The following is a 25503-nucleotide window of genomic DNA, read 5'->3' as shown; positions in this document are numbered from 1 at the left end:
GCATGTGAAAGGCAGGGTTGCGTTGGTTCTTGCAGTGTCTGCCCTGGTGGTCGGGCTGGCGGCGTTACCGGGCAATCCTGTTTGGGCTCAGGGTCAGGGCCAGCAGAGTGTGGCGGAGCGGTGCTTTGAATTTCATGGGTTCGGAGCTCAGCCGGTAGATGTGGCCAAAGCCGCCGACGGAACTGATGTCCTGGCGCAGACGAGTTGGAATTGGCACGACACTATCGGCTGCTACCTGACCCTTGACGAACGAGCCCTCACCGTGTTGCGGGCTGCGCCGCCGCCTCAAGATCTACCCGACGCCTCGACTGATGACTCCAGAAAGTGTTTTGAGCACCACAAATTTGGTGAGAGCCCCGTTGATGTCGCCAAGACCGTCGATCGCGAAACTGTGCTCGCCCGCCTGAGCTGGGGCTACGAGGACACAATTGGCTGCTACCTCGTTCTCGACGACACCGCCCTCGCCACTTTGCGCGCCGCCGCCCAACCTGACCCGACCCCAGACCCCACACCAGACCCGACCCCAGACCCCACACCCGATCCCACCCCGGACCCCACGCCCGATCCCACACCCGACCCGACTCCCGATCCCACGCCCGATCCCACACCCGACCCGACTCCCGATCCCACGCCGGACCCCGAGCCGCCTACGGAATATGTTGCGGTCGCCGCAGCCAGCAAGCATTCGTGTGCGATCACGACCGACCAGACCATTGCCTGCTGGGGCGACAGCGCGGGCGGCAAATTGGATGCACCAGAAGGGGTGTTCACCGACATCTCAGCCGGCTGGTGGCATACATGCGCCCTGGCTTCCGACCAGACCATTGCCTGCTGGGGCGACGACGATTACGGCCAACTCGTCGCGCCAACAGGCAGCTACACATCAATATCGGCCGGCAAGTTGCATACATGTGCCATCAGCACCGACCAGACCATTGCCTGCTGGGGCTACAACATCGCGACCGGCGACAGTGAGGTGGACGCGCCTGACGGCCAACACACCGCCATTTCGGCCGGGCGATCCCACTCATGTGCCATCACCGTCGACCAAACCATCGTGTGCTGGGGTGACCCGTGCGCCACCAATTCCGACTGGCCCATCAACTGTTGGGGTGACAGCACTGCGGCACCCGAGGGCCGTTTCACCGCCATCGCCGTCGGTGGATCCAGCAGCCGCAGCACGGCGTACGGGCATTCGTGTGCCATCAAAGTCGACCAGACGATTACCTGCTGGGGAAACAACTCCTACGGCCAACTGAGAGAGCCCGCTGGCCAGTACACCGCGATCGCGGCAGGCGATGCCCATACCTGCGCGATCAGAACCGACAACACTGTCACCTGCTGGGGCCGCACGCTCGAAGGCCATATCTGCACCATCAGACTTGACAGTGACAACTGCTGGGACAGGAATTTCTCCGGCTGGCCGGACCCACCCGCCGGCCAGTACACCGCCGTCGCCGCCGGCCAGACCCACTCGTGCGCCATCAGAATCGACCGGACCATGGCCTGTTGGGGAGACAACCGCTACGGGCAGTCGCAAGCAAGGCCGAGCTCAGAGGAACTCCCGCCTTCGGGCCACTACACCGCCATCGCAACCGGCCGCTACCACGCGTGCGCCATCAACACCGACGAAGCCGTCATGTGTTGGGGCCGCAACGACTACGGCCAGTCAGACGCCCCCTCAGGCCGATACACCGCCATCGCGACCGGCGGCGTCCATTCGTGCGCCATCAAAGACGACCAGACCATCGCCTGCTGGGGATACAACCGAGACGAGCGCACCGCCCTCCGGTCAGTTCCTCCCGCAGGCCAATTCACCGCGATCGCTGCCGGCGGCGCGGGGCATTCGTGCGCCATCAGAATCGACCAGACCATCGCCTGCTGGGGCGGCACCTTCGGAGTTAGTGCAGATGTGCCGGCGGGCCAATTTACCGCTATTACCGCCGGCTCAAGGCACGCGTGTGCCATCAGAGTCGACCAGACCATTGCGTGCTGGGGCGGCATCACGAGCACCCACGCCCAAGTACCTGCGGGCCGCTACACCGCCACCGCCGCCGGCGAATGGCACTCCTGCGCAATCCGAACCAACCAGACCATCGCCTGTTGGGGCCTCAACAGCGGGGCCCAGACAAACGCCCCCGCCGGCCAATACACGGCCATTGCCGCCGCTCACGGCCACTCGTGTGCCATCAAAGCCGACGAGAGCATCGCCTGCTGGGGGATCAACAGCGGCGGCCAGACAGACGCCCCCGCCGGCCAATACACCGCCGTGTCAGCCGACCGCTGGTATTCGTGCGCCATCAGAACCGACCAGACCATCGCCTGCTGGGGCGACAACAACTGGGTCTTGAGGGATAGAGCGACCCAGTCGGCAATCACCACACATACAACTATCGCAGCCGGCAGTGATCATTCGTGTGCCATCAAGCCTGATCAGACCATCGCCTGCTGGGGCCTTAACGATTACGGCCAGTCAGACGCTCCCCCAGGTCGGTACACCTCCATTGCTGCCAGCCGAGACCATTCGTGCGCAATCGTCGCCAAGACAAAAATTGGCGCACTCGTGCTCGATTCCGATATCTCGAACATCGTTTGCTGGGGTGACAATCCCTATATACAGGCAGGAGCGCCTGCGGGCCGATATACCGCCGTCACTACCAGTAGAAGCAACACATGCGGGGTCAGAACCGATCAGTCAATCGCCTGCTGGGGAAACAGCCCGGGGAGTCAAGCCAATATTCCTAGTGGTCGTTTCACTGCTATCGACTTCAGCACCCTTCACTGGTGTGCCATCAATACTGATCAAACCATCGCCTGCTCGGAGGGCAGCCACTTCAGCACGGCGGATGTACCCGCGGGCCGCTACACCGCGATCGTTGGAGGCGACGCCCATTTCTGTGCCATCAATACTGATCAAACCATTACCTGCTGGGGCCGCAATCAGTATGGCCAGTTAGACGCTCCCTCAGGGCGGTACTACGCCATCGCCGCTGGCGTAGTCCACTCGTGTGCCATCAAGACAGATGGGGGCATCGCCTGCTGGGGCAACAACAACTCCGGCCAGACCGACGCGCCAGCAGGCCGATTCACCTCTATTGCCGCCGGCGACTATCACAACTGTGCCATCGGGTCCGACGGAGCCGTCGTCTGCTGGGGAGAAGGTCGCTTTGGCCAGACGGATCCGTTCTCTGCTCCAAGCACCAGTGATGGTCACTATTTCAGTGCCGACGTAGGTAAAGATTCTTGGTGGGATGAGCCGCGGGGGCTGCTCCGGGTCAAATTCCATGTGTGTACGACCCCTGAACTACGCCCGTACATCCCTGCCGACTTCATAGGCGACCATGTCGACGCTCTGAACGAACAAATCGCACCCTTCTATGACTGGCAGTCATCTGGACTGCTAAGTGTTCAATTCGAAGCAGGTCGCGTGCTCGAAGAACCATATGAGTATCAGCCGGTGATCGACGCAGGGGAGTCTTGCGTGGAGCAGGTCTACGAGGGGCCTGGCGAGGGCGGTCTTGCCCATCAGTTCTACGTGTATGGAACCTCAGGTGCCAACCACGACGATGCCCCCGCTGGCCTGGGCATGCTAGGTGGCCCGTTGAGCTGGATCTTCCACCCTCATCCGCGCAGCGAAGCTCCGCAAGCACCTTCGGGGCGCGAACTTGCGTGGGTCCTCGGTGTTGCGGGCCACGAACTGGACCACAACCTCGGAGTTCCCCATTTCTACGGGGCAAAAATTGGGCCTACTCGTGGGGTCGCCGCAGAAGGGTCGAGCCGCACTTTAGGTGTGACATCAGACATTCCGGCTTTTTCCAGAGTCTATTCCTGTTTCGCGAGACGCAACCTTGGATGGCCTACAGGTGAAGTCCATCCTGCGTGCGTACTCGTACCGGAACTGCCCGGTGTGAGGAATACCGGAATCGTAGAAGTTGAAGATGGTACAGCTGCCGTAGTCTGGCAAGAGCCAATTCAACTTGAAGACCCCGTACCAATAGACGGCTACGAAATCAGGATTCAACGAGACAACGGTTCGATGTGGGAATTAGTCGAACGACATGAAGTGTCCTCGTCCACAAGAACGTTTCCGCTGCCGAAGGAGTTGTTGCCGGGCTCATATTTTGTGACAGTCCGAGGACTCACCAATGTTGGCGGTGCTCCAGGCAGCAGAGTCGAGTTCACCATATTAGGGGATGAATACGACATAGGAGTACGCGCTATTCCTGCTTCCCTAGAGTTCTACCCGCAGGGCACCACAGGAGAGTTTCCCATCGAGTACGAGTTGAGCTGGGATCCTGTCCCCAATGCCCGAGGGTATGAAATCTATTCCCCTGAGAATCGTTGCCCTTCCCCAGGTGTCAATGATCTCTGTGTGACCACGGAACCACGGATCGTGTTTTCTGAATCCCGGGGAGAACTCGTGGAAGGCGAAGACTATTCCTTGACGATTTACGCCAGGATCACCGACCACTTCAGGATTCCCGTCGGAATTGCCGAATTCACCGCCCACCGCAACATCCCCGAGTGGTGGAAGGGGCGAGAAAACACACCGCCCTTCTGACCAGCACGAGCAGACGGCCAGGTTCAGACGATGCTCAGGGGATCTTCGTGGGTGAGGAGGTCGGTGGCGCTGATCGCTGTGATTTGGTCAGTGAGGGGGAAGCGGTGGGGGCCGGCGTGAATGAGGTATAGGTGGTCTAGATGTAGGTCGGCGAGAGCGCTGTGCATGGATTTGGACACGGCTGGCTGGGAGGTGCGCTTGATCTCAAAACCCAATACTCGCCCGTCTGTCTCCAGGCGGAGATCGAGTTCGGCGCCACCGTGGGTCGACCAATAGGACGGATTGGCGTTGGCAAATCTGGCGAGGATCTGCTCGACGACCATGCCCTCCCAACTGGCGCCGAGCATCGGGGAACGCTCTAGTTCGAGCATGCTGTTGATGCCCAGCAAACGGTGCAGTAGCCCTGAATCCCGTATGTAGACCCGGGGTGACTTGACCTGGCGCTTCGAAATGTTGGCGAACCAAGGCGGAAGCTGGCGCACGACCAGAGCATCGGTGAGCGCGTCGACGTATCTCCTGACAGTGGGCTCCGATACATCGATCGAGCGGGCGATCCGGGCTCCGTTCCAGGTCTGCCCGTGGTAGTGGGCCAGCATCGTCCAGAAACGCCTCATCGTCGTGGCCGGAAACCGGAAGCCGAGATTGCCCAGGTCGCGCTCGAGGAAGGTGGATATGTAGTCGTCGCGCCAGCGGTTCGATGCCTCGTCGGTTTCGGCGAGAAACGACTCGGGCAGGCCGCCGCGCAGCCAAAGTCCATCGAGTGCGTCGGCACCGACATCAGACAGCCGAAAGCCTCCCAACTCAACGAACGTGACCCGACCGGCCAGCGACTCAGAGGCGAGTCCCACGATGTCTGGCGACGCACTGCCGAGAACGACGAACCGGCCTGGGCGGCGGCTCTCATCGACGAGGACTCGGAGAGTTGGAAAGAGCTCCGGGAGCCGCTGGGCCTCGTCGATCACCACTGTTTCTCCGGTATCCCGTAGCGCAAGGGTCGGTTCTGCGAGGCGAGCGAGGTCGCGGTGGTCTTCGAGGTCGAAGAAGGCTGATCGGGAAGAGGAGATGTTCTGGCGGGCCAAGGTGGATTTTCCTGCTTGACGAGGTCCCGTGAGCAGCGTCACTGGAGCGCGGGAAACCGCCTCTCTCAGGCTCTGGGCGTCGGCTGGCCGGTCCACCAATGACATCGGCACAGTTTATCCTTGAAAAACAGATATAGCACGTAGGATTTGGCAGAAACTGTCCTCGCACCCAGCAGCGATGAGGCGACCAAACCAGATGACGCTCCCAGGGGAAGGTGATCCTCCCTTGGGTGCGTCGTCGGGGCCGGGCGCTGGTGATAGCGTGGGTCGAGCTTTACAGCTTGCTACTGCGGGCTGTCTGCCGGGGGGTAGTTCGGAGTTCACATCGCATGATCAGAATGGAGAATGTCACCAAGGTGTACAAGGGCGAGGTGCTCGCCCTTCAAAACGCCACCTGCGAGGTCCAGCGGGGGGAGTTCGTCTTCTTGGTGGGTCCGTCGGGGTCGGGCAAGTCCACCTTCATGCGCCTCCTGAACAAAGAGGAGAAGCCCGACCGGGGCCGGGTCTTCGTGGCTGGCCGCGACATCGGCGAGCTGCCGAGCTGGAAGGTGCCCTTTTTGCGGCGCAACATCGGCTGCGTCTTCCAAGACTTCAAGCTTTTGCCCAACAAGACCGTGGTCCAGAACGTGGCGTTCGCCCTGGAGGTGATCGGCCGTCCCCGCAGCGTGATCAAGTCGAAGGTGCCGGCCATTTTGGAACTGGTGGGGCTGTCCAAGAAGATGCACAACTATCCCGACGAGCTGTCGGGCGGGGAGCAGCAGCGGGTGTCCATCGCCCGGGCCTTCGTGAACCGGCCTCTGATCTTGCTGGCCGACGAGCCCACCGGGAACCTCGACCCCAATACCTCGTTGGGCATCATGACGCTGCTCGACCGCATCAACCGCACCGGAACCACGGTGGTCATGGCCACCCACGACCGGAGCATTGTCGACAAGATGCGCCGCCGGGTTGTGGAGCTCGACCGGGGCCAGATTGTCCGGGACCAGTCCCGGGGCGTGTACGAATAGCCGATGGGCAAGAGTGATCCCGGCAGCGGGGGTCGATCGGTGGACGTGAGCCGATGAGCCTCAGGTTGGACTACGTCCTGCGGGAGACCATCAGCAACTTCCGCCGCAACATCACCCTCACCCTGGCCACCGTCATCACCGTCACCATCTCGCTGACGCTGCTGGGCGCGGCGCTGCTGTTCGGTGACGCGGTGGACAACGCCACCGTCCGCTGGAAGGACGGGGTGGAGTTCATTGTGTTCATGGAGCCCGATATCAGCCCCGAGCTGGAGGCCGACGTCCGCCGCCAACTCGAGGGCTCCCCCGAAGTCAGCGGATTCACCTACATCGACAAAGACGAGGCCTACGCCGAGGTGCAGGATCTGCTGGGCGACTCGCCAGAGCTGGTGGACGTGATCACCCCTGAACGGCTGCCGGCGTCGTTCCGGGTCAAGCCCACCGACACCCTCCCAGAGCGGGTGGACGAGTTGGCCTCGGTTTTCCGGGCCCAGCCGGGGGTGGCCAAGGTGGTCACCGCCAGCGAGACCATCCGGGCCATCGAGGATCTGTCCAGCGGGCTTCGCCAGAGGGTGATCATCATCGCCATCGTCTTGCTAGTGGCCGCCGCCGTGCTGATCTTGAACACCATCCGGATGGCGCTGTTCTCCCGCCGACGAGACATCGAGGTGATGAAGCTGGTGGGGGCCACCAACTGGTTCATCCGGGTTCCGTTCATGTTCGAGGGGCTGATCCAAGGGCTCATCGGCGGAGTTATCGCCATACCGCTGATCTGGCTCACCAACAACTTCTTCAGCGTGATCAACGACGACGTGTCCCTGGAACTGCTGCGGGGGTTCACCGTCGATCCCTCCCGGGTCTGGACACTGGGATTCCAGATGGTTGGACTGGGCGCAATCGTGGGCACGGTGGGCTCCGGCATCGCAGTGAGCCGCTTCCTAGACGCCTGACCGGCTCGCCTTACCCGACCGGCTGGCCTCGCCTTTTCGGCCCTTGTTGGCCACCGGGCATTCTCAGGGCGTAGTAGATTCGCGGCAGATGGCCGCGGCTGTGGTGGCCGATGGCCAGGCAAAAGGAGCAGCAGATGGCCCAGCAGGTTCAAGCCGTAATCGCCAAGGCCAAGGGCGACCCGGTCAGCATCGAGACCATCGAGGTACCCGACCCCGGACCGGGCGAGGCCGTGGTGGCCGTGCAGGCCTGCGGGGTCTGCCACACCGATCTGCACTATCGGGAGGGGGCCATCAACGACGAGTTCCCGTTCCTTTTGGGCCATGAGGCTGCCGGAATCGTGGAGTCGGTGGGCGATGGTGTGACCAATGTGGCCCCCGGCGACTTCGTGATCCTCAATTGGCGGGCAGTGTGCGGCAATTGCCGATCGTGTGATCGGGGCCGTCCGTGGTATTGCTTCGCCACCCACAACGCCACCCAGAAGATGACCCTGAACGGCCAGGAGCTGTCACCTGCGCTGGGCATCGGCGCTTTCGCCGAGAAGACGCTGGTCGCCGCGGGCCAGGCCACCAAGGTCAACCCCGAGGCCAGCCCGGAGGTGGCCGGGCTGATCGGCTGCGGGGTCATGGCCGGTCTGGGCGCGGCCATGAACACCGGCGGTGTCGGTCGGGGCGATTCGGTAGCGGTGTTCGGCTGCGGCGGCGTAGGCGACGCGGCCATCGAGGGGTCCCGGCTGGCCGGTGCCCACACCATCATCGGGGTAGACATCGACGACACCAAGCTGGAGTGGGCCAAAGAGTTCGGCGCCACCCACACGATCAACTCCGCTCGGGAGGATCCGGTGGAGCGGATCCGAGAACTGACCGGCGGGCACGGCGTGGATGTCGCCATCGAGGCCATCGGCCTGCCCCAGACCTACGAACAGGCTTTCTACGCCCGGGACTTGGCCGGAGTGGTAGTGCTGGTAGGGGTGCCCAACCCCGAAATGAAGATCGAGTTGCCGATGATCGAGGTATTCGGCCGGGGCGGCATGCTCAAGTCCTCGTGGTACGGCGATTGTCTGCCGTCTCGGGACTTCCCCATGCTGATCGACTTGTATCTCCAGGGGCGGCTGAACCTGGAGCGGTTCGTGTCGGAGACCATCGGGTTGGAAGGCGTTGAAGGGGCATTTCACGCTATGGAGCGGGGAGAAGTGCTCCGCTCAGTTGTGGTGATCTGAGTCTTCCTGCATTCCGCAGGCAAGATTGCCGATTGACGTTTGTGGAACAGGTGGGTACGCTTTTGTTGCGGGTGGGGCTCTAGGGGCCTGTGTTGCTTGAGTAGATCATGGGTCTGCTCTCGCCGGAGACACCTGATATGCCCGAATTGAACCTGACCACGGTAGTGACTTCCCTCATCGTGCTGTTGCTGCTGTCCTTGCCGTTTATCGCCGCCCGGTTGCCGCGCTCTCGCCACCTCCCGTCTCGCCAGGTTGAGAAGTCGGGTCCCGGCCCGGGTTTCACCTATGCCCTGGTTCCCCCCGAGGGACATCCTGACAGCGGCGACCCTGAACAAAGGGGCTCCTGGCAATGGTGCCTGGCTTTCATCCCCGAAGAAACCGACGACGGCGGATCCGAGATGCCGCCCTGGTGGGCACCGGCACCGCCCTGGGATGCCGACGCCGAGCGAGTCACTGCCCCCCTTGACAGAGACTTCACCCGCGATGCCGACGCCCTGCAAGCGGTGTTCGAGGAGACCGGCGTTTACCCTGCGGCGAAGGCCCAAGGGCGTACATAGACCCTTCTCTGCGCCTAGGTAGGTGCGGTTGGAGCATCATTAGCCATGGCTAGGGCTGCTGAAGACCGGCACCGAGACCGGCGAATGGCCATGGTGCGCCGTCAGATTGAAGGGCGGGGAGTTTGCGACCCGCGGGTCCTAGAGGCCATGAGAACGGTGCCCCGGCACCGTTTTGTGGCCCGATCGCTGGCGGGAGATGCCTACAAGGATTACCCGTTGGGCATCTCCGCGGGCCAGACCATCTCGCAGCCCTACATCGTGGCCCTCATGGCCGAAGCCGCCGCGATTGGGCCGCAGGATCGAGTGCTGGAAGTGGGAACCGGTTCGGGCTACGGGGCCGCCGTGCTGGCTGAGCTGGCTGCCTCAGTGGTCTCGGTGGAACGCCACCGAAAGCTGGCCGACGCCGCAGCCCGAGTGCTCGCCGAGTTGGGATACGCCACCGCCACCGTGGTGTGCGCCGACGGGTCGCAGGGCTATCCCCCCGGCGCCCCCTATGACGCAGTGGTCGTGACCGCGGCTGCTTTCCGCATCCCTCCGGCGCTGATCAACCAGTTGGCCGACGGCGGCCGGCTGGTCATCCCCGTGGGGCCGCCCTCTTTCTCCCAGAACCTCACCCTGGTTACCCGGATGGGGGACGAGACCACCTCCAAGCGGTTCTGTCCGGTGCGGTTCGTCCCCCTCGTGGAGGAGACTTGAGCAAGACTCCCTTCAGCTCGCCACCTCCAACGGCCAATGACTGAGCTGGGTATAGCGGGCACCGTCGGGGTGGAGCTCGCTGTCCACCAGCCAAAGCTCGGTGGCCAGGAACTCAGCCTCGAACGGCAGCCCGACCACCGTGGCCGGTATCCGCTTGCGAGCTCGGGCCAGCGTCAGGTGTCCGGTGAAGTCTCGTTTGTCAGGCGGCTGCCCGATGTCCGCGGTCAGGGTGCGCACTTCAGCCGCCAACTCGCCCAGCCCAGCCGCCGGCAACACCAGCACCCGCGCCCCCAGCCGCCTACTGACCGGCCCCAACCGCACTGAGGCCGCCGATCCCCGAAACCCCCGCAAGCTGCGATCCACGTCCTCAGCCTCCGCCTCCCCCAGAAACCTCAACGTGATATGCCACTGCTCCCGCTTCGTCCACCGCACCCCCTCCACCTCCGGCCGCTCCACCTCATCCAGTCGCTCGATGACGTCGGCCGGCGGAAATACAGCCAAGAACAGCCGAGCCATACATCGCAGGCTATGGGCAGAACAGGATGACAGGGAGAACCGAAATCGGCTGAATGAGGCCGGGGCAGGGGTAGGGTGAGCGAGTGCTGCGGTTGAGTGGTGAGGTTTATTCGGAGGTCATTGCCCATGCGCTTTCGGGGCTGCCCAATGAGGCGTGTGGGCTGTTGGCGGCTCCTGGTGGGGGAGAGGTGGTCGACCGGTTCTTCCCGGTGCGCAATGCGGCGGAGTCGAGCCAGATATATCGGCTGGATGATGCCGAGTATCTCCAGGTAGAGCGGACCGCTGATGACGAGGGTCTGGCGCTGGTGGCGGTGATGCACTCCCACACCCACACCACCGCCTATCCGTCGCCTACCGACGTGCGCGATGCCTCGGCCTTTGACCCCTTTGGGGCGCTGCTCTACGTGATCGTTTCGCTGAAGGATCCTGAGCCCTCGCTGCGCTGCTACCGCATTCTCGATGGCGGGATAACCGAAGAGCCGGTGTTAGTCGAGGGGTAGCCTGGAACCTGTGGCTGCGCACAAATCGGTGATTGATCTCATCGGCAACACACCGATGGTGGACGTCACCGTGCTGTCGCCCAACCCGTCGGTATCCATCCACGTCAAGCTGGAGGGCGTGAACCCGGCCGGTTCGGTGAAAGACCGGGTGGCCCGCCAGATGATCCTCGAAGCCGAGGCCGACGGGACGCTGGAACCGGGTCGCACCATCATCGAGCCGTCGTCGGGCAACACCGGGATCGCCCTGGCCATGATCGCCCGGCTTCGGGGGTACCCGATCAAGATCGTTATGCCCGAGAACGTCTCGGCCGAGCGACGCCAGCTCCTTGAAGTGTTCGGCGCCGAGATCATCTGGTCGCCGGGCACCGAGGGGTCGAACGGCGCCGTCCGCCTGGCCCAGAAGTTGGCCGACGACAACCCGGAGTGGGCGTTTCTGTACCAGTACGGCAACGAGGCCAACCCCAGAGCCCACTACAACACCACCGGCCCGGAGATCTACGCCGACTGCCCCCAGATCACCCACTTCGTCTCCGGGCTGGGCACCAGCGGAACCCTGATGGGGGTGGGGGCCTACCTCAAGGAGCGCAAGCCCTCGGTGCAGGTGCTGGCCGTGGAGCCCCCCGCGGGGGAGATGGTGGACGGCCTTCGCAGCCTCGACGACGGGTTCATCCCCCCGGTCTACGAGAAGTGGGGCGGCGATCAGCTCCTAGACGGCAAGCGCATTGTGCGTCCCCGGGAATCGATCGAGTGGACCCGGCGGCTATCTGAAGAGGCGGGAATATTCGCCGGCATTTCCACTGGAGCGGCGCTGGCCGGGGCGGCTCGGGTGGCCGAGCGGACCGACGAAGGCACCGTCGTTGCGGTGTCGGCCGACGGCGGTTGGAAGTACCTGTCCACTGGAGCGTGGACCGATCCGATCGATCAGGTAACGGCCCGAGCCGAGTCGATCATCTACTTCTGATCCTTGCTTTCAAGAAATTGCCAGTGGGGCAGGTTTTCTTTTCCATGATGTGCTATAAGCGCGCCGCACTGCTACAATTCGTCCACCCAAACCACACCACCACGCTGGAGCACTGCTCCAGCCGAACGGCCTCGACTCATCCCGCCAGAGTCGAGGCCGTTCCTCTTGATAGGAAGAATGGGATAGAAACATGAGATTCGACGGCCGGGCGGCCGATGAGCTGCGGCCCATCCGCTTTGAGCGGGATTTCACTGAGATGGCCGACGGTTCGGTGCTGGTTTCCTTCGGCCGCACCCGGGTGCTGTGCACTGTGTCGGTGGACTCCGATGTCCCCCGATGGATGAAGGGCCGGGGAACCGGCTGGGTCACTGCTGAGTATTCGATGCTTCCGGGCTCATCTCCTGAGCGGGTCAACCGGGAGGCCGCTCGAGGTCGCCAGTCGGGTCGCACACAGGAGATTCAGCGCTTGATCGGGCGCTCGCTGCGGGCGGTGACCGATGCCGCCAAGCTCGGCGAGCGCCAAGTGGTCTGCGACTGCGATGTGCTGCAAGCCGACGGCGGTACCCGCACCGCCGCCATCAGCGGCGCCTATGTCGCCCTGCACGATGCCTTCACTCGGTTGGTGGTCGCAGGCCAGATCGAACAGCACCCGATGATCGAGGCGTGCGCCGCGGTGTCGGTCGGGGTCATTGACGGGGTCCCATCGCTCGACCTCCCCTACGAGGAGGACGTGGCCGCCGAAGTAGACATGAACGTAGTAATGACCGAGTCGGGCCGTTTCGTGGAGGTACAGGGCACCGCCGAGGGCCAGCCCTTTCGCCGAGACCAGCTGGATGCGCTGTTAGACCTGGCCACATCGGGGATCGAGCAGATCATCAAGCAGCAGAACGAGCTGCTGGCCGACCCGCCCCCGCCCCGTTGAGCCTCACCTCAGGGGAAACACCGCACGTGGTGGCGGCCACCGCGAACCCTCACAAGCTGGCTGAGATCGCGGCCATCTTGGGAGGGAGCGTTGAACTGCTGCCCCGACCCGCCGATTTAGGCGAAGTGATAGAGGATGGCGACACCCTGGAAGCCAACGCACGCCTAAAGGCCGCCGCCGTATGCGCGCACACCGGACAGCCCGCAGTGGCCGACGACACCGGTTTGGAGGTGGCGGCATTGGGGGGTGCGCCGGGAGTGCGGTCGGCCCGCTATGCCGGCGAGCACGCTGATGACGCCGACAACCGGGCCCGGTTGCTAGCTGAATTGGAGGGAGCCGCCGACCGATCAGCCCGTTTCCGCACTGTTGCGATAGTGGTGTTTCCCGACGGCCATGAGCTGCTGGCCGAGGGCACGATCTCAGGAACCATTGCCGCTGTACCCCAGGGAGACCGCGGCTTCGGCTACGACCCAGTGTTCGTCCCCGACGGGGGAGACGGGCGCACATTTGCCGAGATGTCGCCCGACGAGAAGAACGCCGTCTCCCACCGGGGCCGGGCTTTTCGGTCCTTGGCCGCCCAGTTGGGCCTATAGCCTGGCTCCATCGAGCTACGCGCCAGTGGCGGAATTTGGCAGACGCGCAGGGTTTAGGTCCCTGTGGGCGCAAGCCCGTGTGGGTTCAAATCCCACCTGGCGCACATGACTGATGACTTCCGGCGGATTGTGACTGCGGTGGACGGCGACGGCCACTCGGTGGTGGACGGCGATGGACCGCCGCCGGTGGTGATCAGCCCCCGCCATCCCGAGCAGTTCCTCACCGCCTTATGGGCAGTGGAGGAACTCCCTGCCAGTTACACCGCCCCAGGTGACCGGGACGGGTTTCAGCTTTCGCCGCCAAGCGGAGGGGTGAACATCATCCGCAACAAACTCCCGCCCGACTCGGCGGTCTACGTAGACGCCGATGGTCATCCCCGCCCGGTGGGCGACGAGGAGAATCTCCATCGGACTGCCACGGTGGACTTCATCTGCGTATTGGAAGGCGAGCTGTGGCTGGTGCTGGAAGGCGACGACGACGTTCACCTCCGCGCCGGGGACTGCGTGGTGCAGCGGGGGACGGTTCACGCGTGGCGCAACCGCACCGACCAGCCCACCACGTTTCTGGCGGTGCTTTTCGACGCTGACGAGGACACGCTGGCGGCCACCCCGATCGGCCCGGAGGCGCTGTGAGCGACCCACAAGAGAGCAGGCCAGCCAGTGAAACCCGGCGGGCTTGGCAGGACCTGCTGGGCGCGCTGGCGGAAATCGACGCCGACTGGATTGGGCCGCAGCGGGGCCTGGCCCCCGGCCGAGAGCACTTGGGCATTCGGGGGTTGGGCATGGCGCTGTGGGGGGCTCTGGACCTCTACCTGGAGAACGAACCGGAGCGGCCCCACTTCGTGCGCCTTATCTCGCCGTACCGCAAGTGGGGCGACAACCCGGACGCCATCTACTTCTTTGCCCCACTGCGGGGCGACCTCACCTACCGGGTTCAGGGTCGGCGAGGGCGGGAGGTCTACCTGTCGCTCACCGTGCACGGTGGTGACCGCGACGGGCACTGGCCAACCCGGGTGGTGGCCGAACTCAACATGGACGACATGGCGTTCGACGCCGACGGCTCCTTCGAAGTCGTCCTGTCGCCAGAGGCTCACAGGGTCAACTGGATGCCCTTGGAAGAAGACGCCGGATCGGTGGTGGTGCGGTTCTACTTCAACGAGGCACAAGCCGCCTCGGCCCAGCCCGAACTAGTCCCCGATCTGCGCATCGAAACAGTCGACGGGCCCGAGCAGGTCCCGGTGCCCGACGATGAGACGGTGGCCCGTCGACTGAGGCGGGTGGAGGCATGGGTTCGCTCGAAGTTCGGCGGACAGATGCTCGGCCCGCAGCCCCGTCGCCGTCCGAGCTGGTATTCCGAGGTGCCCAACACCATGGGCCCGCCGGTGGATTGGACCGACGGCGACGGCGGCGGATGGGGAGCGGTGGACATCGCCTACTCGGCCGGGGAGTACGAGTTGGGCCCCGACGAGGCCCTGGTCATGGAGGGACGGCTGCCCGAGGGTCTGTTCACCAACGTGGTTATTTGGAACGAGCTCGGTCAAACGGCTGACTATCTGGAGCGCACGGTGTCGCTGAACGACACCCAGATGGAGCTCGGCGAAGACCGCCGCTACCGGGTGGTCATTTCCCACCGCGACCCCGGCGTGCCCAACTGGCTGGACACCTGCGGCGAGCCCCGGGCCGCGGTGTTCTGGCGCTTCATGCTCCCCGCCGAACCCCCTGAGGCGCCGGTGTGCACGGTGATGCCGGTGGATCGGGTGGCCGATGGAGGGCAGTAGGCCGGTACGATTGGGGCCATGACCGACCCCGTTTTGTTCGAGCCGGGCAGCCCTGAGCGCGGCGCTTTCGAGATCTACAACCGGTTGCTGAAGAACCGCATCGTGTTCTTGGGAACCGCCGTAGACGACGACATCGCCAACTACATCACCGCGCAGCTCCTGTACCTCGAGGGCGAGGACGCCGAAAAGGACATCTGGCTGTACATCAACTCGCCAGGCGGATCGGTCACCTCGGGCATGGCCATCTACGACACCATGCAGTTCATCGCCCCCGATGTCGGGACCATCTGCATGGGCCTGGGCGCCTCGATGGGCCAGTTTTTGCTGTGCGCCGGCGCGCCCGGCAAGCGCTACGCCCTGCCCCATGCCCGGATCATGATGCATCAGCCTTCGGGAGGCGTGCGGGGCCAAGCCACCGACATCGCCATCCAGGCCGAGCAGCATGCCTATGTGAAAACGCTGCTGGCCGAACGCATTGCCACCCACACCGGCCAATCAATAGAGCAGGTAGAAGCCGACTCCGATCGCGACCGCTGGTTCACCGCCGAGGAAGCCAAGCAGTACGGCATCATCGACCACGTCATCGTCAAGCGCGGCGAGATGATCTGACCCTTCAGATCATCGACACTCAGCCGGCCAGCGTCAGCCCGCGACGTCCAACCGCACCTCGCCGGTAATCCGGTCGGTGTCGAAGACAATGGCGGGAGTCTCGGGATTCAGATCCAAGCCGCAGTGTTCGGCTGCGAATCGGGCCAACTCGGTGGCGGCTTCGGAATAGGCGGCCATCTCGCTGTCCATTTTCTGCAAGGAATCCTGGCCGGCGGTATCTGAGCCGCTCAAGGCGGTCAGAACGAGGCCCACGGTGTCGTTGATCACGGCCAGCGATGGCTTGATTTCCAACGGGGCGGCTCGGTGCAGATTATCCAATTCCTCAGCAGCCACCTCGGCGGCATCGGGGTCGGTGGGGGCGAGCGAGGCCAACGCTCCCTCGGGTCCCGAAGCGACGCGGAGCTTCTCACAGAACGCGGCCAGGTCAGACTGATCTCCGCCCCCGCACGCCCCGATGGCCATGACAAGCGGGGCAACCGCGACCAATAGCACAGCCGCAATCGGCAGCCGGCGGCGAACCACTGGCACGGTCAGCGGTCGGTGGCCGCGTCTCGCAAGTCGGTGATGGCGTGGTCAAAGCCCCGCTCATCGGAGAACACCGCGCTGCCGGCCACGAACACTCCGGCCCCGGCCTTGGCGGCTGCTCCGATGGTCGCCCGTCCGATGCCGCCGTCAACCTCCAACTCCACGTCGTGGCTGCCTTCGTAGATCATCGCCCGCATCTCGGCCACCTTGGACTCCATCGACGCGATATACGACTGCCCGCCCCAGCCGGGGTTGACGGTCATCACCAGGACCAGCCGGCACAAGTCCAGCACATGGGCCACCGCCGAAGCCGGCGTAGCCGGGTTGAGAGCGACCCCGGCGTCGATGCCCAACTCTCGGATGGCCCCCAGCGTGCGGTGCAGGTGAGGGCAAGCCTCGGCGTGGACGATGAGCAGCTCGCAGCCGGCTTCGGCGTAGCGGGGGGCCAGCTCATGGGGCTCCTCCACCATCAGGTGGGCCTCGAACGGCAACGACACCAGGGGTCGGATCGAGGCGATCACGTCGGGGCCGAAGGTGAGGTTGGGCACAAACCGCCCGTCCATCACGTCCCAGTGGATGCGGTCGGCCCCGGCCTTCTCCAAGCCGATGCACTCTTCGCCCAATCGGGCGAAATCAGCGGGCAGCACTGAAGGCGCGATCAAGACCTCAGAGGCCATGCCCCGACCCTACCCGGTGCCGGACCGCAACTAGCGCACCTTTACGGCCTGCGCCGATTGCCCAGTTCAGCGCAGCATTCCCCCGTCTACGAACACGGGGCGGCCGCTCATGAACGCCGAGGCGTCGCTGGCCAGGAACACCGCTGCGCCCACGAGATCTTCAGGAACGCCGAGGCGCCCGAAGATGGTCTCTTTGGCCACCTCCTGCTCGAATCGGGCCCGGGCGTCGGGGTCGCGGGGCAAGATCATGTCGGTGGCCACCGGGCCGGGCACCAGCAGGTTCACCCGCACCCCACGGCTGGCCCACTCTCGGGCCATGGTGGTGGTCCAGTTGGCCATCGCCGCTTTGACGGCGCAGTATGCACCGATGCCCTCCATGGGCTGAAAGGCCCCCAGCGCCCCGATGTTGATGATCGACCCGCCCCCGTCGGCGGCCAGGTGATCGAGGGCAGCCTGCGACAAGAACAGCGGGCCCCTGAGGTTCACGGCCAAGACGTCATCTAGCTCCTCGGGGGTGACCCGGGTCGTATGGTGGGGTCGCAGCACCCCGGCGTTGTTCACCAGCACATCGAGGCGGCCGAAGCGCTCAGCGGTGGCATCCAACAGCCGCTGATGCTGGTCTAGCTGGCCCACATCGAGCGATACGGCCATGGCTTCTCCGCCACCAGCGGTGATCTGGTCGGCCAGCTCCTGGCAGGCATCCAGGGTGCGGCTGGCGGCAACCACCTTTGCTCCGGCCTCGGCCAGACCAAGGGCCAAAGCCTGGCCGATCCCCCTGGAGGCCCCGGTGACGATGGCCACCCGCCCAGTCAGGTCGAACCTATCCATCGCTACCCCCAGCTTTCTGATCAGCCGATTCTTGCGCCGCCAGCCAATTCTCCAGGCTGGCGTCCTCCCAGTCGTCGGGGCCGTACACCGTGCGGGGAAGGGGAGTCATCAGGTGGGTATCACCGCCGGTGACGTACTCGGCCGAGCGCTGCTCCCAAGCGGTGATTCGCTCGTCAGCGGTGCCCTCGTCGCACAGGCCCCGGGTGGTGTCGCGGTTCTGGCGGAAGGTCATGTGGGAGGCGATGTCGGTGGCCCACACCATCACCACCTCGTGCTGGTTGTTGAGCACCTCGTACAGCCCAGTGGGGCGGTGTCCGTAGTCGGCCATAAGGGGAACTCGCTCCTCGGCCACCGCGCCCAAAAACTCCAGCGGTGTGCCCGGCCGCACGGTGAGAATCTCGTTCACGAACAGCGTGCCCTTGATACCCGCCTGGGCAATCTCGGTGGTGCTGGGGCTGCCGGGCACGCCCCCGCACAGCCGGTCGAATCCGCCGGAGCGCCATTTGGCAGCCTCATCCCACCAGTCCCCGTAGAAGGCTTTGCGCCGCTTCAGGTTGAGCCGGTCGAGGTTTTTGGCCAGGCCCTTCCAGCCCTCCGATCCGATGTCCCAAATATTGATGACTTGGGGCCACCGCCCGCCGCCCGCGCCCAGGATGTAAAACGCGCCCTGGAGCCCGAACATCTCCGGCATGCGCAGCACTGGGTCTTGCCACAGGTGCTCCATGTAGTCGTATTGGCCCTGCCCGATGACGTCGACCACCTCGTACAGGTACAGGTCTCGATTCATGCGGAGCGTCCTAGGCGGTGGGCGAGCTGGAGGTGGCTGTCCATCACCCGCCGACGTTACTGGGCCGGGGCAGCCGAGTCGGGCGAGGCCAATCGCCGCCGAGAGTCTCCGGTAGTCTCCGAGCGTGCGGCGCGAGACCCAGGTGGAGCTGATCCGGGAGCTGCTGGCCCACCACGCCGCGGGCACTACGCAGCTGGCCGACGACATGCTGGTGCTGCCCGCCGAGGTCTACGTGAGCGAGCAGCATTGGCAAGCCGAGCGGGAGACGCTGTTCCGCCGTCGCCCGGTGGTGGCCTGCCTGTCGGGGGCGGTGGCCTCACCTGGCGACTATGTGTCGCTCACCGTGGGCGGGGTGCCGGTAGTGGTGGTGCGGGGCGACGACGGGGTGCTGCGGGGGTTCCGCAACGTGTGCCGCCACCGGGCGTCGTCGGTGGTCAGCGGGTGCGGGTCCGGGGCGGCTTCGCTGCGGTGTCCGTTCCACGCCTGGACCTACCGGCTGGACGGAACGCTATTGGCCCGGCCTCAGGCGGGGGAGGGGTTCGATGGAACTGACGAATCGGAGCTCGGCCTAGTGCCGGTGCCGGTGGGTGAGGCCCACGGCCTGGTGTTCGTCCAGCCCGAAGGAGACGATCCGGTGGACGCGGCCAGCCTCGTCGGCGAGGCCGCATTCGATCTCGACGACTTCAACGTGAGCAGCTACCTCCCATTCGACCGGTGGGAGTCGAGCTGGCCGTGCAACTGGAAGCTGCTGGTGGACACGTTTTTGGAGTCGTACCACGTGTTCTCGCTGCACCGCACCACAGTGGGCAAGTACTACCTGTCGCAGCCCATGACCTACCGGGGCTACGGCCCCAACCTGCGGTTCCAAACCTGCCAGAAGTCGATCCTGGAGTTGGCCGAAGCCCCCGAGGACGACTGGGACCTGCTCAGCCGAGCCACCGTGGAGTACTTGATCGCCCCCAACGTCATCCTGAGCCACAGCGTGGACCACTTCGCGGTGTACCAGTTTCTGCCCACTGCCGTCGACCAAACCGACGTCACCATGACCCTCTACACCCCCGAGCCCGTCACAGAACAAACCCGCCCCCACTACGAGCGCACCCTGGAGCTGCACCAACGAGTCGGCGCCGGCGAAGACTTCCCCCAAGCCGTCAAGATCCAGCATTCCCTATCCTCCGGCCTGGTCGAAGAGACCCTCGTAGGCCGCCACGAAGTAGCCCTGATCCACTTCCACCAAGCACTGGATGAACTGCTCGAAAGCGGAAACTAGCAAGCCAAAATGGGGCAAATGCCCTGATTAAAGGCAAAAAGGGGCTTGCGTCCCCTGGTGTCATACTTTAAGCTGTCAATGTATGACGATGCTTAGCTTCCGGGTGACCCCCGAAGAGGCAGCAAGAGCAAAGGAATGCGCCGAGTACATCGGCGTTGCCCTCTCCGAGCTGTACCGCGAGGCGATACGCCGGCACATCAACGCCATCCTGGCCGAGCGCGATGCCGAGATCTACGAGAAGATGCCACTCACCGAAGACGAACTTGCATTGAGCGCTGTCCAGTATTGGCTCCCTGCCGAAGACTGGTCTGACTGGATTGAGTGGCTCGATGCAAAGGGGTGAGATCTGGTTCGCCGAGACCCCTAACGGTGACCGCCCGGTGCTCGTGCTCACTCGCGATCCCGTTGCTGCCCGCATCGGGAGCGTGGTTGCCGCCGGCCTTACCCGCAGCATCCGGGGCCTGCCCTCTGAGCTCCCCCTGTCTGTTGACGATGGTGTCCCCGTCGAAAGCGTCGTCAACTTCGACACGATCTACACCCTCCCTCGAAGCGACTTCCGACGCCGCGTCACCCAGCTCACGCCCGCCCGCATGGATGAGGCCTGCCAAGCCCTCAAAGCCGCCACTGGTTGTTAGCGGAGGCGTAGCTAGTCGCTTCTAGCCGAATTGTTCGGCTTGCCAGGCTCGGGCGGCTTTGAAGCCTTGGGTTCTTATGATGTGGCCGAATTCTTGGGCGGCGGGGGATTGGTGGGCGATGACGTTGTGCTCGCGGGCTGCTTCTTGGGCGGCGGTGTAGCCCATCAGCTCGAGGACTTTGTTGCAGATGGCCTTGTTAGCCGCGGAGATGTCGTTGGGCACGGTGGCCACTCGGCGGGCTAGGGCGTGGGTGTGCTCGGCCAGGTCGTCGGCGGGCACGGCCTCCAGCACAAAGCCGGCGCGGGCCGCGGTGGCACCGTCGATCATGTCGCCGGTGAGCAGGAGGCGCTTGGCCCACTGGGGGCCGGCCAGGTAGGTCCACATGTGGGTCGAAGGCGAGGCCATCGACCGCACGATGGGGTAGCCGAACTGGGCGTCGTCGGCGCAGACGGTCATGTCGGCGTGGAAGGCGATGTCGGTGCCCACCGCCAGGCAGTAGCCGTGGACCGAGGCGATGATCGGGGTGCGGAGTCGCCACATGTCCTCGAAACGGCGAAACGGCTCCACCAGCACCAGTTCCTGCTCGAAGGAGCGGGAGTCGTAGTCCAAGTCGATCTCGTCGGGGTCGAGGTCGATGCCCGAGCAGAATGCTTCGCCGGCCCCCTGGATCACAATGGCCCCGATATCAGCCGCGGCCTCGGCCTCGTCCAGGGCGTCGAAGAGCTGGCCGAGCTGGGCCATGGTCAGGGCATTGCGCCGCTCGGGACGATTCAGGGTGATATAACGGACCCGCTCTCGATCCTCGACGAGGGTGGCAGTCTCAGTTTCTGGGGTTTCTGGCACGGGACCGACGGTAGCGCGCCCTTCAGCAGGCCGGAACCCGCTGTCCAAGCAGACACCGCCAAGGGCCCAGCGGTAGCCTGGTTTCGTGGACGAGCTCGGTTATATCCCCTTCGACTGCGACAACCATTACTACGAGGCGGAGGATGCCTTCACTCGCCATGTGGACCCGGCCATGCATCCCCGATGCGTGCAGTGGGCCGAGGTGAACGGCCGCCGCTACCACCTGGTGGGCGGCAAGATCAGCCATGCGGTGGTGAACCCCACTTGGGATCCCATCGCCCTGCCAGGCGCCATGCACGACTACTTCCGGGGCAATCCCGAGGGCCGAAACCCGGCCGACATGCTGAGCAAGCGGGAGAAGCTACCCCGCTACTACGTGGACGACCGGGATGCCCGGGTCGAGAAGGTACACCAGCAGGGACTCCAGTCGGTGTGGCTCTTCCCCACCTTGGGCGTGCTCTATGAGGAGCTCGTCAAGGAGGACATCGAAGCGGTGTGTGCCCTGTTCGGCGGATTCAACCGCTGGCTGGACGAGCAGTGGGGGTTCGCCTACCGCGACACCATCTACGCCGCTCCCTATATCGCTCTGGGCGATTTGGACTGGGCCTGCCAGGAGTTGGAGTGGGCCATCGACAAAGGCGCCCGCACCATCGTGATGCGCCCGGCCGCGGTCTGGACCGCCGATGGGTTCATGTCGCCAGCCGACGAGCATTTCGACCCGTTCTGGGCTCGGGTCAACGAGTCCGGTATCTGCGCGGTGGTCCACGCCGGCGACAGCGGCTACACCACCCACGGCTACGACGTGGACGGCTTCGCCTCGGCTGGAGTGGGCAAGGGGCGCAAGTACAAGCCCAGCATCAAGGCCTACAATATCGAGCGGGCCGCCTATGACTACCTGATCACCCTGGCCCTGGAGAAGTTGTTCGAGCGGTTCACGAACCTGCGAATCGCCTCGGTGGAGAACGGGTCGCAGTTCCTGAGCGACATGTTCCGCAAGCTGGGCCATGCCACCCACAAGAGCATCGGCTGGTTCAAAGAAGACCCCTCAGAGCTGTTCCGCCAACATGTGTGGATCAACCCCTTCTGGGAGGACGACGTGGCCGAGGTGGTCCACTACATGGGCGCCGACCGGGTGATCTTCGGCAGCGACTGGCCCCACATCGAGGGCATGCCCCAGCCGCTGGACTACCTGGTGGAGCTCAAGGACAAAGGCTTCGACGATGCCACCAAAAAGAAGATCCTCCTCGACAACGTCACCGAGTTGAACCAGCTGCAACCGGCCTGAGTCGGCATCCTCACTACCCGGTGGGGTCGAAGTGGGGGCTTTTGAGGTTGTAGCGGGCGATGGCGTCTTCGGCTACCGCGGGGTCGAGGTCGCCGTCAGCCGCCAAGGCGCTTAGAACGGTGGAAATCACGCTGTCGGCGTCGGTTTCGAAGAACCGGCGCAGTGACTCGCGGGTGTCGGAGCGGCCGAAGCCGTCGGTGCCCAGCGGGACGAATCGGCGGGGTACCCAGCGGGAGATCTGGTCGGGCACCAGGGTCATGTAATCGGTGACCGCCACCACCGGCCCGCGGCCCCCGCCCAACCGCTGGGTGACTATGGGCACCTGGGGCTCCTCGTCGGGGTGAAGGCGGTTCCAACGCTCGACTTCCAGGGCCTCCTCCCGAGCTGCCTTGAAGGAGGGGGCGCTGAACAGGTCCACACCGATCCCGTAGCGCTCCGCCAACTCGGCCTGGGCATCGCGGGCGGCCTGGTGGGCGGTTCCGGAGAAGATGATCGAGGCCTGCTGCTCGGTGCCGTCCAGCGGGTGGTTCCACTGGTACAACCCCGACAGGATGTGCTCGTCGCTGATGAAGTCGGCCCGGCGGGGTTGGCGGTAGTTCTCGTTGTAGATGGTGATGTAGTAAAAGACGTCCTCACCGCCGCCATTCCCGTACATCCGGTGCAGCCCGGAGCGCACGATGGCCCCGAGCTCGTAGGCGAATGCCGGGTCGTAGGCGCAGCAGGCCGGCACGGTGGAGGCCAGCAGGTGGCTGTGCCCGTCTTGGTGCTGCAATCCCTCGCCCAGCAGCGTGGTGCGCCCCGCAGTGGCCCCCATCAAGAACCCTCGGGCCCGGGAGTCGGCCGCCGACCAGATCAGATCACCCACCCGCTGAAACCCGAACATGGAATAGAAGGAGTAGAACGGCACCATCGGCACGCCCATGGTGGCGTAGCTGGTGGCCGCTGCCGTCCACGAGGCCAAAGAACCCGCCTCGGTGATGCCCTCCTCCAAGAGCTGGCCGTCCTGGCCCTCGGCGTAGGAGAGGAGCAGGTCGTGGTCCACCGGCTCATAGAGCTGGCCCTGGGAGGCGTAGATCTTGAACTCTCGAAAGAGTGAGTCCATGCCGAAGGTGCGGGCTTCGTCGGGGACGATGGGCACGACGCGGGCCCCGAAGTCCTCGTCTCGCATCATGTTGCGCAGCATCTGGGTGAACACCATGGTGGTGGACACCTCGCGCCCGCTGGATCCCTCGTCGTAGTCGGTGAACAGCTTGTCGTCGGGCAGTTTGATGGGCCGGCGGATGTTCACCACCCGGATGGGGAGGGGGCCATCCAGCTCCTTGCGGCGGGCCAGCAGGTACTGGTGCTCGGGAGAGTCGGGCGGCGGCTTGTAGTACGGCGGGTTGGCGTCGTCCTCAAGGGCCTCGGCGGAGATCTCGTCTTCCAAGCGGAGCCGGGACCGCAGATCCATGAGCTGGGCGGTGGTCATCTTCTTGATCTGATGGGTGGCGTTGCGGGCCTCCAGGCCCTCGCCCAGCGTCCAGCCTTTGATGGTCTTGGCCAGGATCACGGTGGGGCGGTCGGTGGCCTCCACGGCGGCCTTGTAGGCGGCGTACAGCTTCAGGTAGTCATGGCCGCCCCGGGGCAGGTCTTGGAGCTGGCGGTCGCTCAGGTGGGCCGCCATCTTGCGCAGTCGGGGATCGGGCCCGAAGAAGTTCTCCCGGATGTAGGCGCCGGTCTCGGTGGCGTAGCGCTGGTACTCCCCGTCCACCGTCGACATCATCTTCTCCAGCAGCACGCCGTCGACGTCGGCGGCCAGCAGCTCGTCCCAGCGGGAGCCCCAGATCACCTTGATGACGTTCCAGCCCGAGCCCCGGAAGTTGCCCTCCAGCTCTTGGATGATCTTGCCGTTGCCCCGCACCGGCCCGTCGAGGCGCTGGAGGTTGCAGTTCACCACCCAGATGAGGTTGCCCAGCTTGGCCCGGCCGGCCAGCGATATCGACCCCAGCGTCTCGGGCTCGTCGCACTCGCCGTCGCCCACAAAACACCACACCTTGGAATCGCTGGTGTCTTCGATGCGGCGGTCGTGCAGGTAGCGGTAGAAGCGGGCGTGGTAGATGGAGTTGATCGGCCCCAACCCCATTGACACCGAGGGGTACTCCCAGAAGTCGGGCATGAGCCGGGGATGGGGGTAGCTCGACAGCCCGCTGCCGCCGATCTCCATCCGGAAGTTGTCGAGCTGCTCCTCGGTCAGGCGGTCTTCCAGGTAGGCCCGGGCGTAGATGCCCGGCGCGGCGTGGCCCTGGATGTAGATGGCGTCGCCGGGCAAGCCGTCTTCTTTGCCCCGGAAGAAATGGTTGAACCCCACCTCGTACAGCGCGGCCGACGAGGCGAAGGTGGACAGGTGGCCGCCGATGCCGTCGGCCCGCTTGTTGGCCTTGACCACCATGACGGCGGCGTTCCACCGGATGAAGGCCCGGATCCGGCGCTCGATGTTCTCGTCGCCGGGGAAGAACGGCTGGTCGGCGGTGGGGATGGTGTTCACATAGGGCGTCTGCACCGTGCCGGAGAGGCCCACGCCCAACTCGTCGGCTCGGTCGAGGAGGCGGCGCAGGAGATATCGACTGCGCTGTCCGCCCGAGGCGCTGACCACTGCATCGAGGCTGTCGAGCCACTCCTGGGTCTCGTCGGGATCAGTATCGGGTAGTTGGTGTGAGAAATTCACGGCCAC

The 25503-nt window shown here is 64.6% G+C and carries 25 protein-coding genes and 1 tRNA gene; 18 read left to right on the top strand and 8 right to left on the bottom strand.

All coding sequences use genetic code 11. The features are described 5' to 3' along the window. Window positions 1–34: 34 nt before the first annotated feature. The gene (locus ACOGJC_RS00505) at window positions 35–4561 is read left to right on the top strand and encodes a hypothetical protein (RefSeq protein ID WP_419846552.1); all 4527 of its coding nucleotides are present in this window, start codon (window positions 35–37) and stop codon (window positions 4559–4561) included. 23 nt (window positions 4562–4584) lie between these two features. Here ACOGJC_RS00505 and ACOGJC_RS00500 read toward each other — a convergent pair whose 3' ends face one another. After that, entirely contained in the window at window positions 4585–5745 is a 1161-nt protein-coding gene (locus ACOGJC_RS00500; protein ID WP_419846551.1) for an ATP-binding protein, read from the bottom strand. Between the two features lie 224 nt (window positions 5746–5969). Here ACOGJC_RS00500 and ftsE point away from each other — a divergent pair, with 224 nt between their 5' ends. The 5 genes from ftsE to ACOGJC_RS00475 all read left to right on the top strand — a co-directional run bounded on the left by ftsE (window position 5970) and on the right by ACOGJC_RS00475 (window position 10064). Beyond that, window positions 5970–6647, top strand: a complete 678-nt coding sequence (ftsE, locus tag ACOGJC_RS00495) for a cell division ATP-binding protein FtsE (protein ID WP_419846550.1) — start codon at window positions 5970–5972, stop codon at window positions 6645–6647. Window positions 6648–6700: 53 nt separating this feature from the next. After that, window positions 6701–7594, top strand: coding sequence for a cell division protein FtsX (locus ACOGJC_RS00490; protein ID WP_419846549.1), 894 nt, complete (start codon window positions 6701–6703; stop codon window positions 7592–7594). Window positions 7595–7728: 134 nt separating this feature from the next. Further along, on the top strand, window positions 7729–8811 hold the full coding sequence (locus ACOGJC_RS00485; protein ID WP_419848277.1) for an S-(hydroxymethyl)mycothiol dehydrogenase: 1083 nt from the start codon (window positions 7729–7731) through the stop codon (window positions 8809–8811). Between the two features lie 137 nt (window positions 8812–8948). Then, a complete protein-coding gene (locus ACOGJC_RS00480; RefSeq protein WP_419846548.1) occupies window positions 8949–9368 on the top strand; it encodes a hypothetical protein in 420 nt (139 codons plus the stop codon). Window positions 9369–9413: 45 nt separating this feature from the next. Further along, window positions 9414–10064, top strand: coding sequence for a protein-L-isoaspartate(D-aspartate) O-methyltransferase (locus ACOGJC_RS00475; protein ID WP_419846547.1), 651 nt, complete (start codon window positions 9414–9416; stop codon window positions 10062–10064). 12 nt (window positions 10065–10076) lie between these two features. Here ACOGJC_RS00475 and thpR read toward each other — a convergent pair whose 3' ends face one another. After that, on the bottom strand, window positions 10077–10580 hold the full coding sequence (gene thpR, locus ACOGJC_RS00470; protein ID WP_419846546.1) for an RNA 2',3'-cyclic phosphodiesterase: 504 nt from the start codon (window positions 10578–10580) through the stop codon (window positions 10077–10079). A gap of 83 nt (window positions 10581–10663) precedes the next feature. On the opposite strand from thpR, the gene ACOGJC_RS00465 reads away from it, so the two are divergent. From ACOGJC_RS00465 to ACOGJC_RS00430, 8 genes are all read left to right on the top strand, one after another. Next, window positions 10664–11080: a Mov34/MPN/PAD-1 family protein gene (locus ACOGJC_RS00465; protein WP_419846545.1), complete on the top strand. Its 417-nt coding sequence runs from the start codon at window positions 10664–10666 to the stop codon at window positions 11078–11080. A gap of 10 nt (window positions 11081–11090) precedes the next feature. After that, window positions 11091–12041 (top strand): PLP-dependent cysteine synthase family protein, encoded by a 951-nt coding sequence (locus ACOGJC_RS00460; protein ID WP_419846544.1) that lies wholly within the window; start codon window positions 11091–11093, stop codon window positions 12039–12041. Between the two features lie 190 nt (window positions 12042–12231). Then, window positions 12232–12963 carry a ribonuclease PH gene (rph, locus tag ACOGJC_RS00455; protein WP_419846543.1) on the top strand — a complete coding sequence of 244 codons (732 nt, stop codon included), beginning with the start codon at window positions 12232–12234 and terminating at the stop codon, window positions 12961–12963. Then, on the top strand, window positions 12960–13556 hold the full coding sequence (gene rdgB, locus ACOGJC_RS00450; RefSeq protein WP_419846542.1) for an RdgB/HAM1 family non-canonical purine NTP pyrophosphatase: 597 nt from the start codon (window positions 12960–12962) through the stop codon (window positions 13554–13556). Before rph ends, rdgB begins: the two co-directional genes overlap by 4 nt. A 19-nt stretch (window positions 13557–13575) precedes the next feature. After that, window positions 13576–13660 (top strand) — tRNA-Leu (locus ACOGJC_RS00445). A 1-nt stretch (window position 13661) separates the two neighbouring features. Then, window positions 13662–14189 (top strand): cupin domain-containing protein, encoded by a 528-nt coding sequence (locus ACOGJC_RS00440; protein ID WP_419846541.1) that lies wholly within the window; start codon window positions 13662–13664, stop codon window positions 14187–14189. Beyond that, window positions 14186–15334 (top strand): DUF1214 domain-containing protein, encoded by a 1149-nt coding sequence (locus ACOGJC_RS00435; protein WP_419846540.1) that lies wholly within the window; start codon window positions 14186–14188, stop codon window positions 15332–15334. The genes ACOGJC_RS00440 and ACOGJC_RS00435 overlap by 4 nt, the downstream gene beginning before the upstream one ends. Before the next feature lie 18 nt (window positions 15335–15352). Further along, window positions 15353–15943 (top strand): ATP-dependent Clp protease proteolytic subunit, encoded by a 591-nt coding sequence (locus ACOGJC_RS00430; RefSeq protein ID WP_419846539.1) that lies wholly within the window; start codon window positions 15353–15355, stop codon window positions 15941–15943. Between the two features lie 33 nt (window positions 15944–15976). Here the strand turns inward: ACOGJC_RS00430 and ACOGJC_RS00425 are convergent, their stop codons facing one another. From ACOGJC_RS00425 to ACOGJC_RS00410, 4 genes are all read right to left on the bottom strand, one after another. Continuing rightward, entirely contained in the window at window positions 15977–16471 is a 495-nt protein-coding gene (locus tag ACOGJC_RS00425) for a hypothetical protein (protein WP_419846538.1), read from the bottom strand. A 2-nt stretch (window positions 16472–16473) separates the two neighbouring features. Beyond that, a complete protein-coding gene (rpe, locus tag ACOGJC_RS00420; protein WP_419846537.1) occupies window positions 16474–17145 on the bottom strand; it encodes a ribulose-phosphate 3-epimerase in 672 nt (223 codons plus the stop codon). Window positions 17146–17211: 66 nt separating this feature from the next. After that, complete coding sequence (locus tag ACOGJC_RS00415; protein ID WP_419846536.1) at window positions 17212–17973, bottom strand: SDR family NAD(P)-dependent oxidoreductase; 762 nt, start codon at window positions 17971–17973, stop codon at window positions 17212–17214. Further along, complete coding sequence (locus tag ACOGJC_RS00410) at window positions 17966–18760, bottom strand: hypothetical protein (protein WP_419846535.1); 795 nt, start codon at window positions 18758–18760, stop codon at window positions 17966–17968. Before ACOGJC_RS00410 ends, ACOGJC_RS00415 begins: the two co-directional genes overlap by 8 nt. A 124-nt stretch (window positions 18761–18884) precedes the next feature. Between ACOGJC_RS00410 and ACOGJC_RS00405 the strand changes: the two genes are divergently transcribed. The 3 genes from ACOGJC_RS00405 (at window position 18885) to ACOGJC_RS00395 (ending at window position 20665) form a co-directional block, all read left to right on the top strand. Next, window positions 18885–20030: an aromatic ring-hydroxylating oxygenase subunit alpha gene (locus ACOGJC_RS00405; RefSeq protein ID WP_419846534.1), complete on the top strand. Its 1146-nt coding sequence runs from the start codon at window positions 18885–18887 to the stop codon at window positions 20028–20030. Between the two features lie 82 nt (window positions 20031–20112). Beyond that, complete coding sequence (locus ACOGJC_RS00400) at window positions 20113–20373, top strand: antitoxin (protein ID WP_419846533.1); 261 nt, start codon at window positions 20113–20115, stop codon at window positions 20371–20373. Next, on the top strand, window positions 20360–20665 hold the full coding sequence (locus tag ACOGJC_RS00395; RefSeq protein ID WP_419846532.1) for a type II toxin-antitoxin system PemK/MazF family toxin: 306 nt from the start codon (window positions 20360–20362) through the stop codon (window positions 20663–20665). Before ACOGJC_RS00400 ends, ACOGJC_RS00395 begins: the two co-directional genes overlap by 14 nt. Before the next feature lie 21 nt (window positions 20666–20686). Here the strand turns inward: ACOGJC_RS00395 and ACOGJC_RS00390 are convergent, their stop codons facing one another. Continuing rightward, window positions 20687–21508 carry an enoyl-CoA hydratase-related protein gene (locus ACOGJC_RS00390; RefSeq protein ID WP_419846531.1) on the bottom strand — a complete coding sequence of 274 codons (822 nt, stop codon included), beginning with the start codon at window positions 21506–21508 and terminating at the stop codon, window positions 20687–20689. An 85-nt stretch (window positions 21509–21593) separates the two neighbouring features. Here ACOGJC_RS00390 and ACOGJC_RS00385 point away from each other — a divergent pair, with 85 nt between their 5' ends. Further along, a complete protein-coding gene (locus ACOGJC_RS00385) occupies window positions 21594–22793 on the top strand; it encodes an amidohydrolase family protein (protein ID WP_419846530.1) in 1200 nt (399 codons plus the stop codon). A 13-nt stretch (window positions 22794–22806) separates the two neighbouring features. Here ACOGJC_RS00385 and aceE read toward each other — a convergent pair whose 3' ends face one another. After that, window positions 22807–25503 (bottom strand): pyruvate dehydrogenase (acetyl-transferring), homodimeric type, encoded by a 2697-nt coding sequence (aceE, locus tag ACOGJC_RS00380; protein ID WP_419846529.1) that lies wholly within the window; start codon window positions 25501–25503, stop codon window positions 22807–22809.

This window comes from Candidatus Poriferisocius sp. (assembly GCF_965204015.1).
Taxonomy (GTDB): Bacteria; Actinomycetota; Acidimicrobiia; order Acidimicrobiales; family Bin134; genus Poriferisocius.
This window is presented reverse-complemented; position numbering and strand designations above follow the sequence as displayed.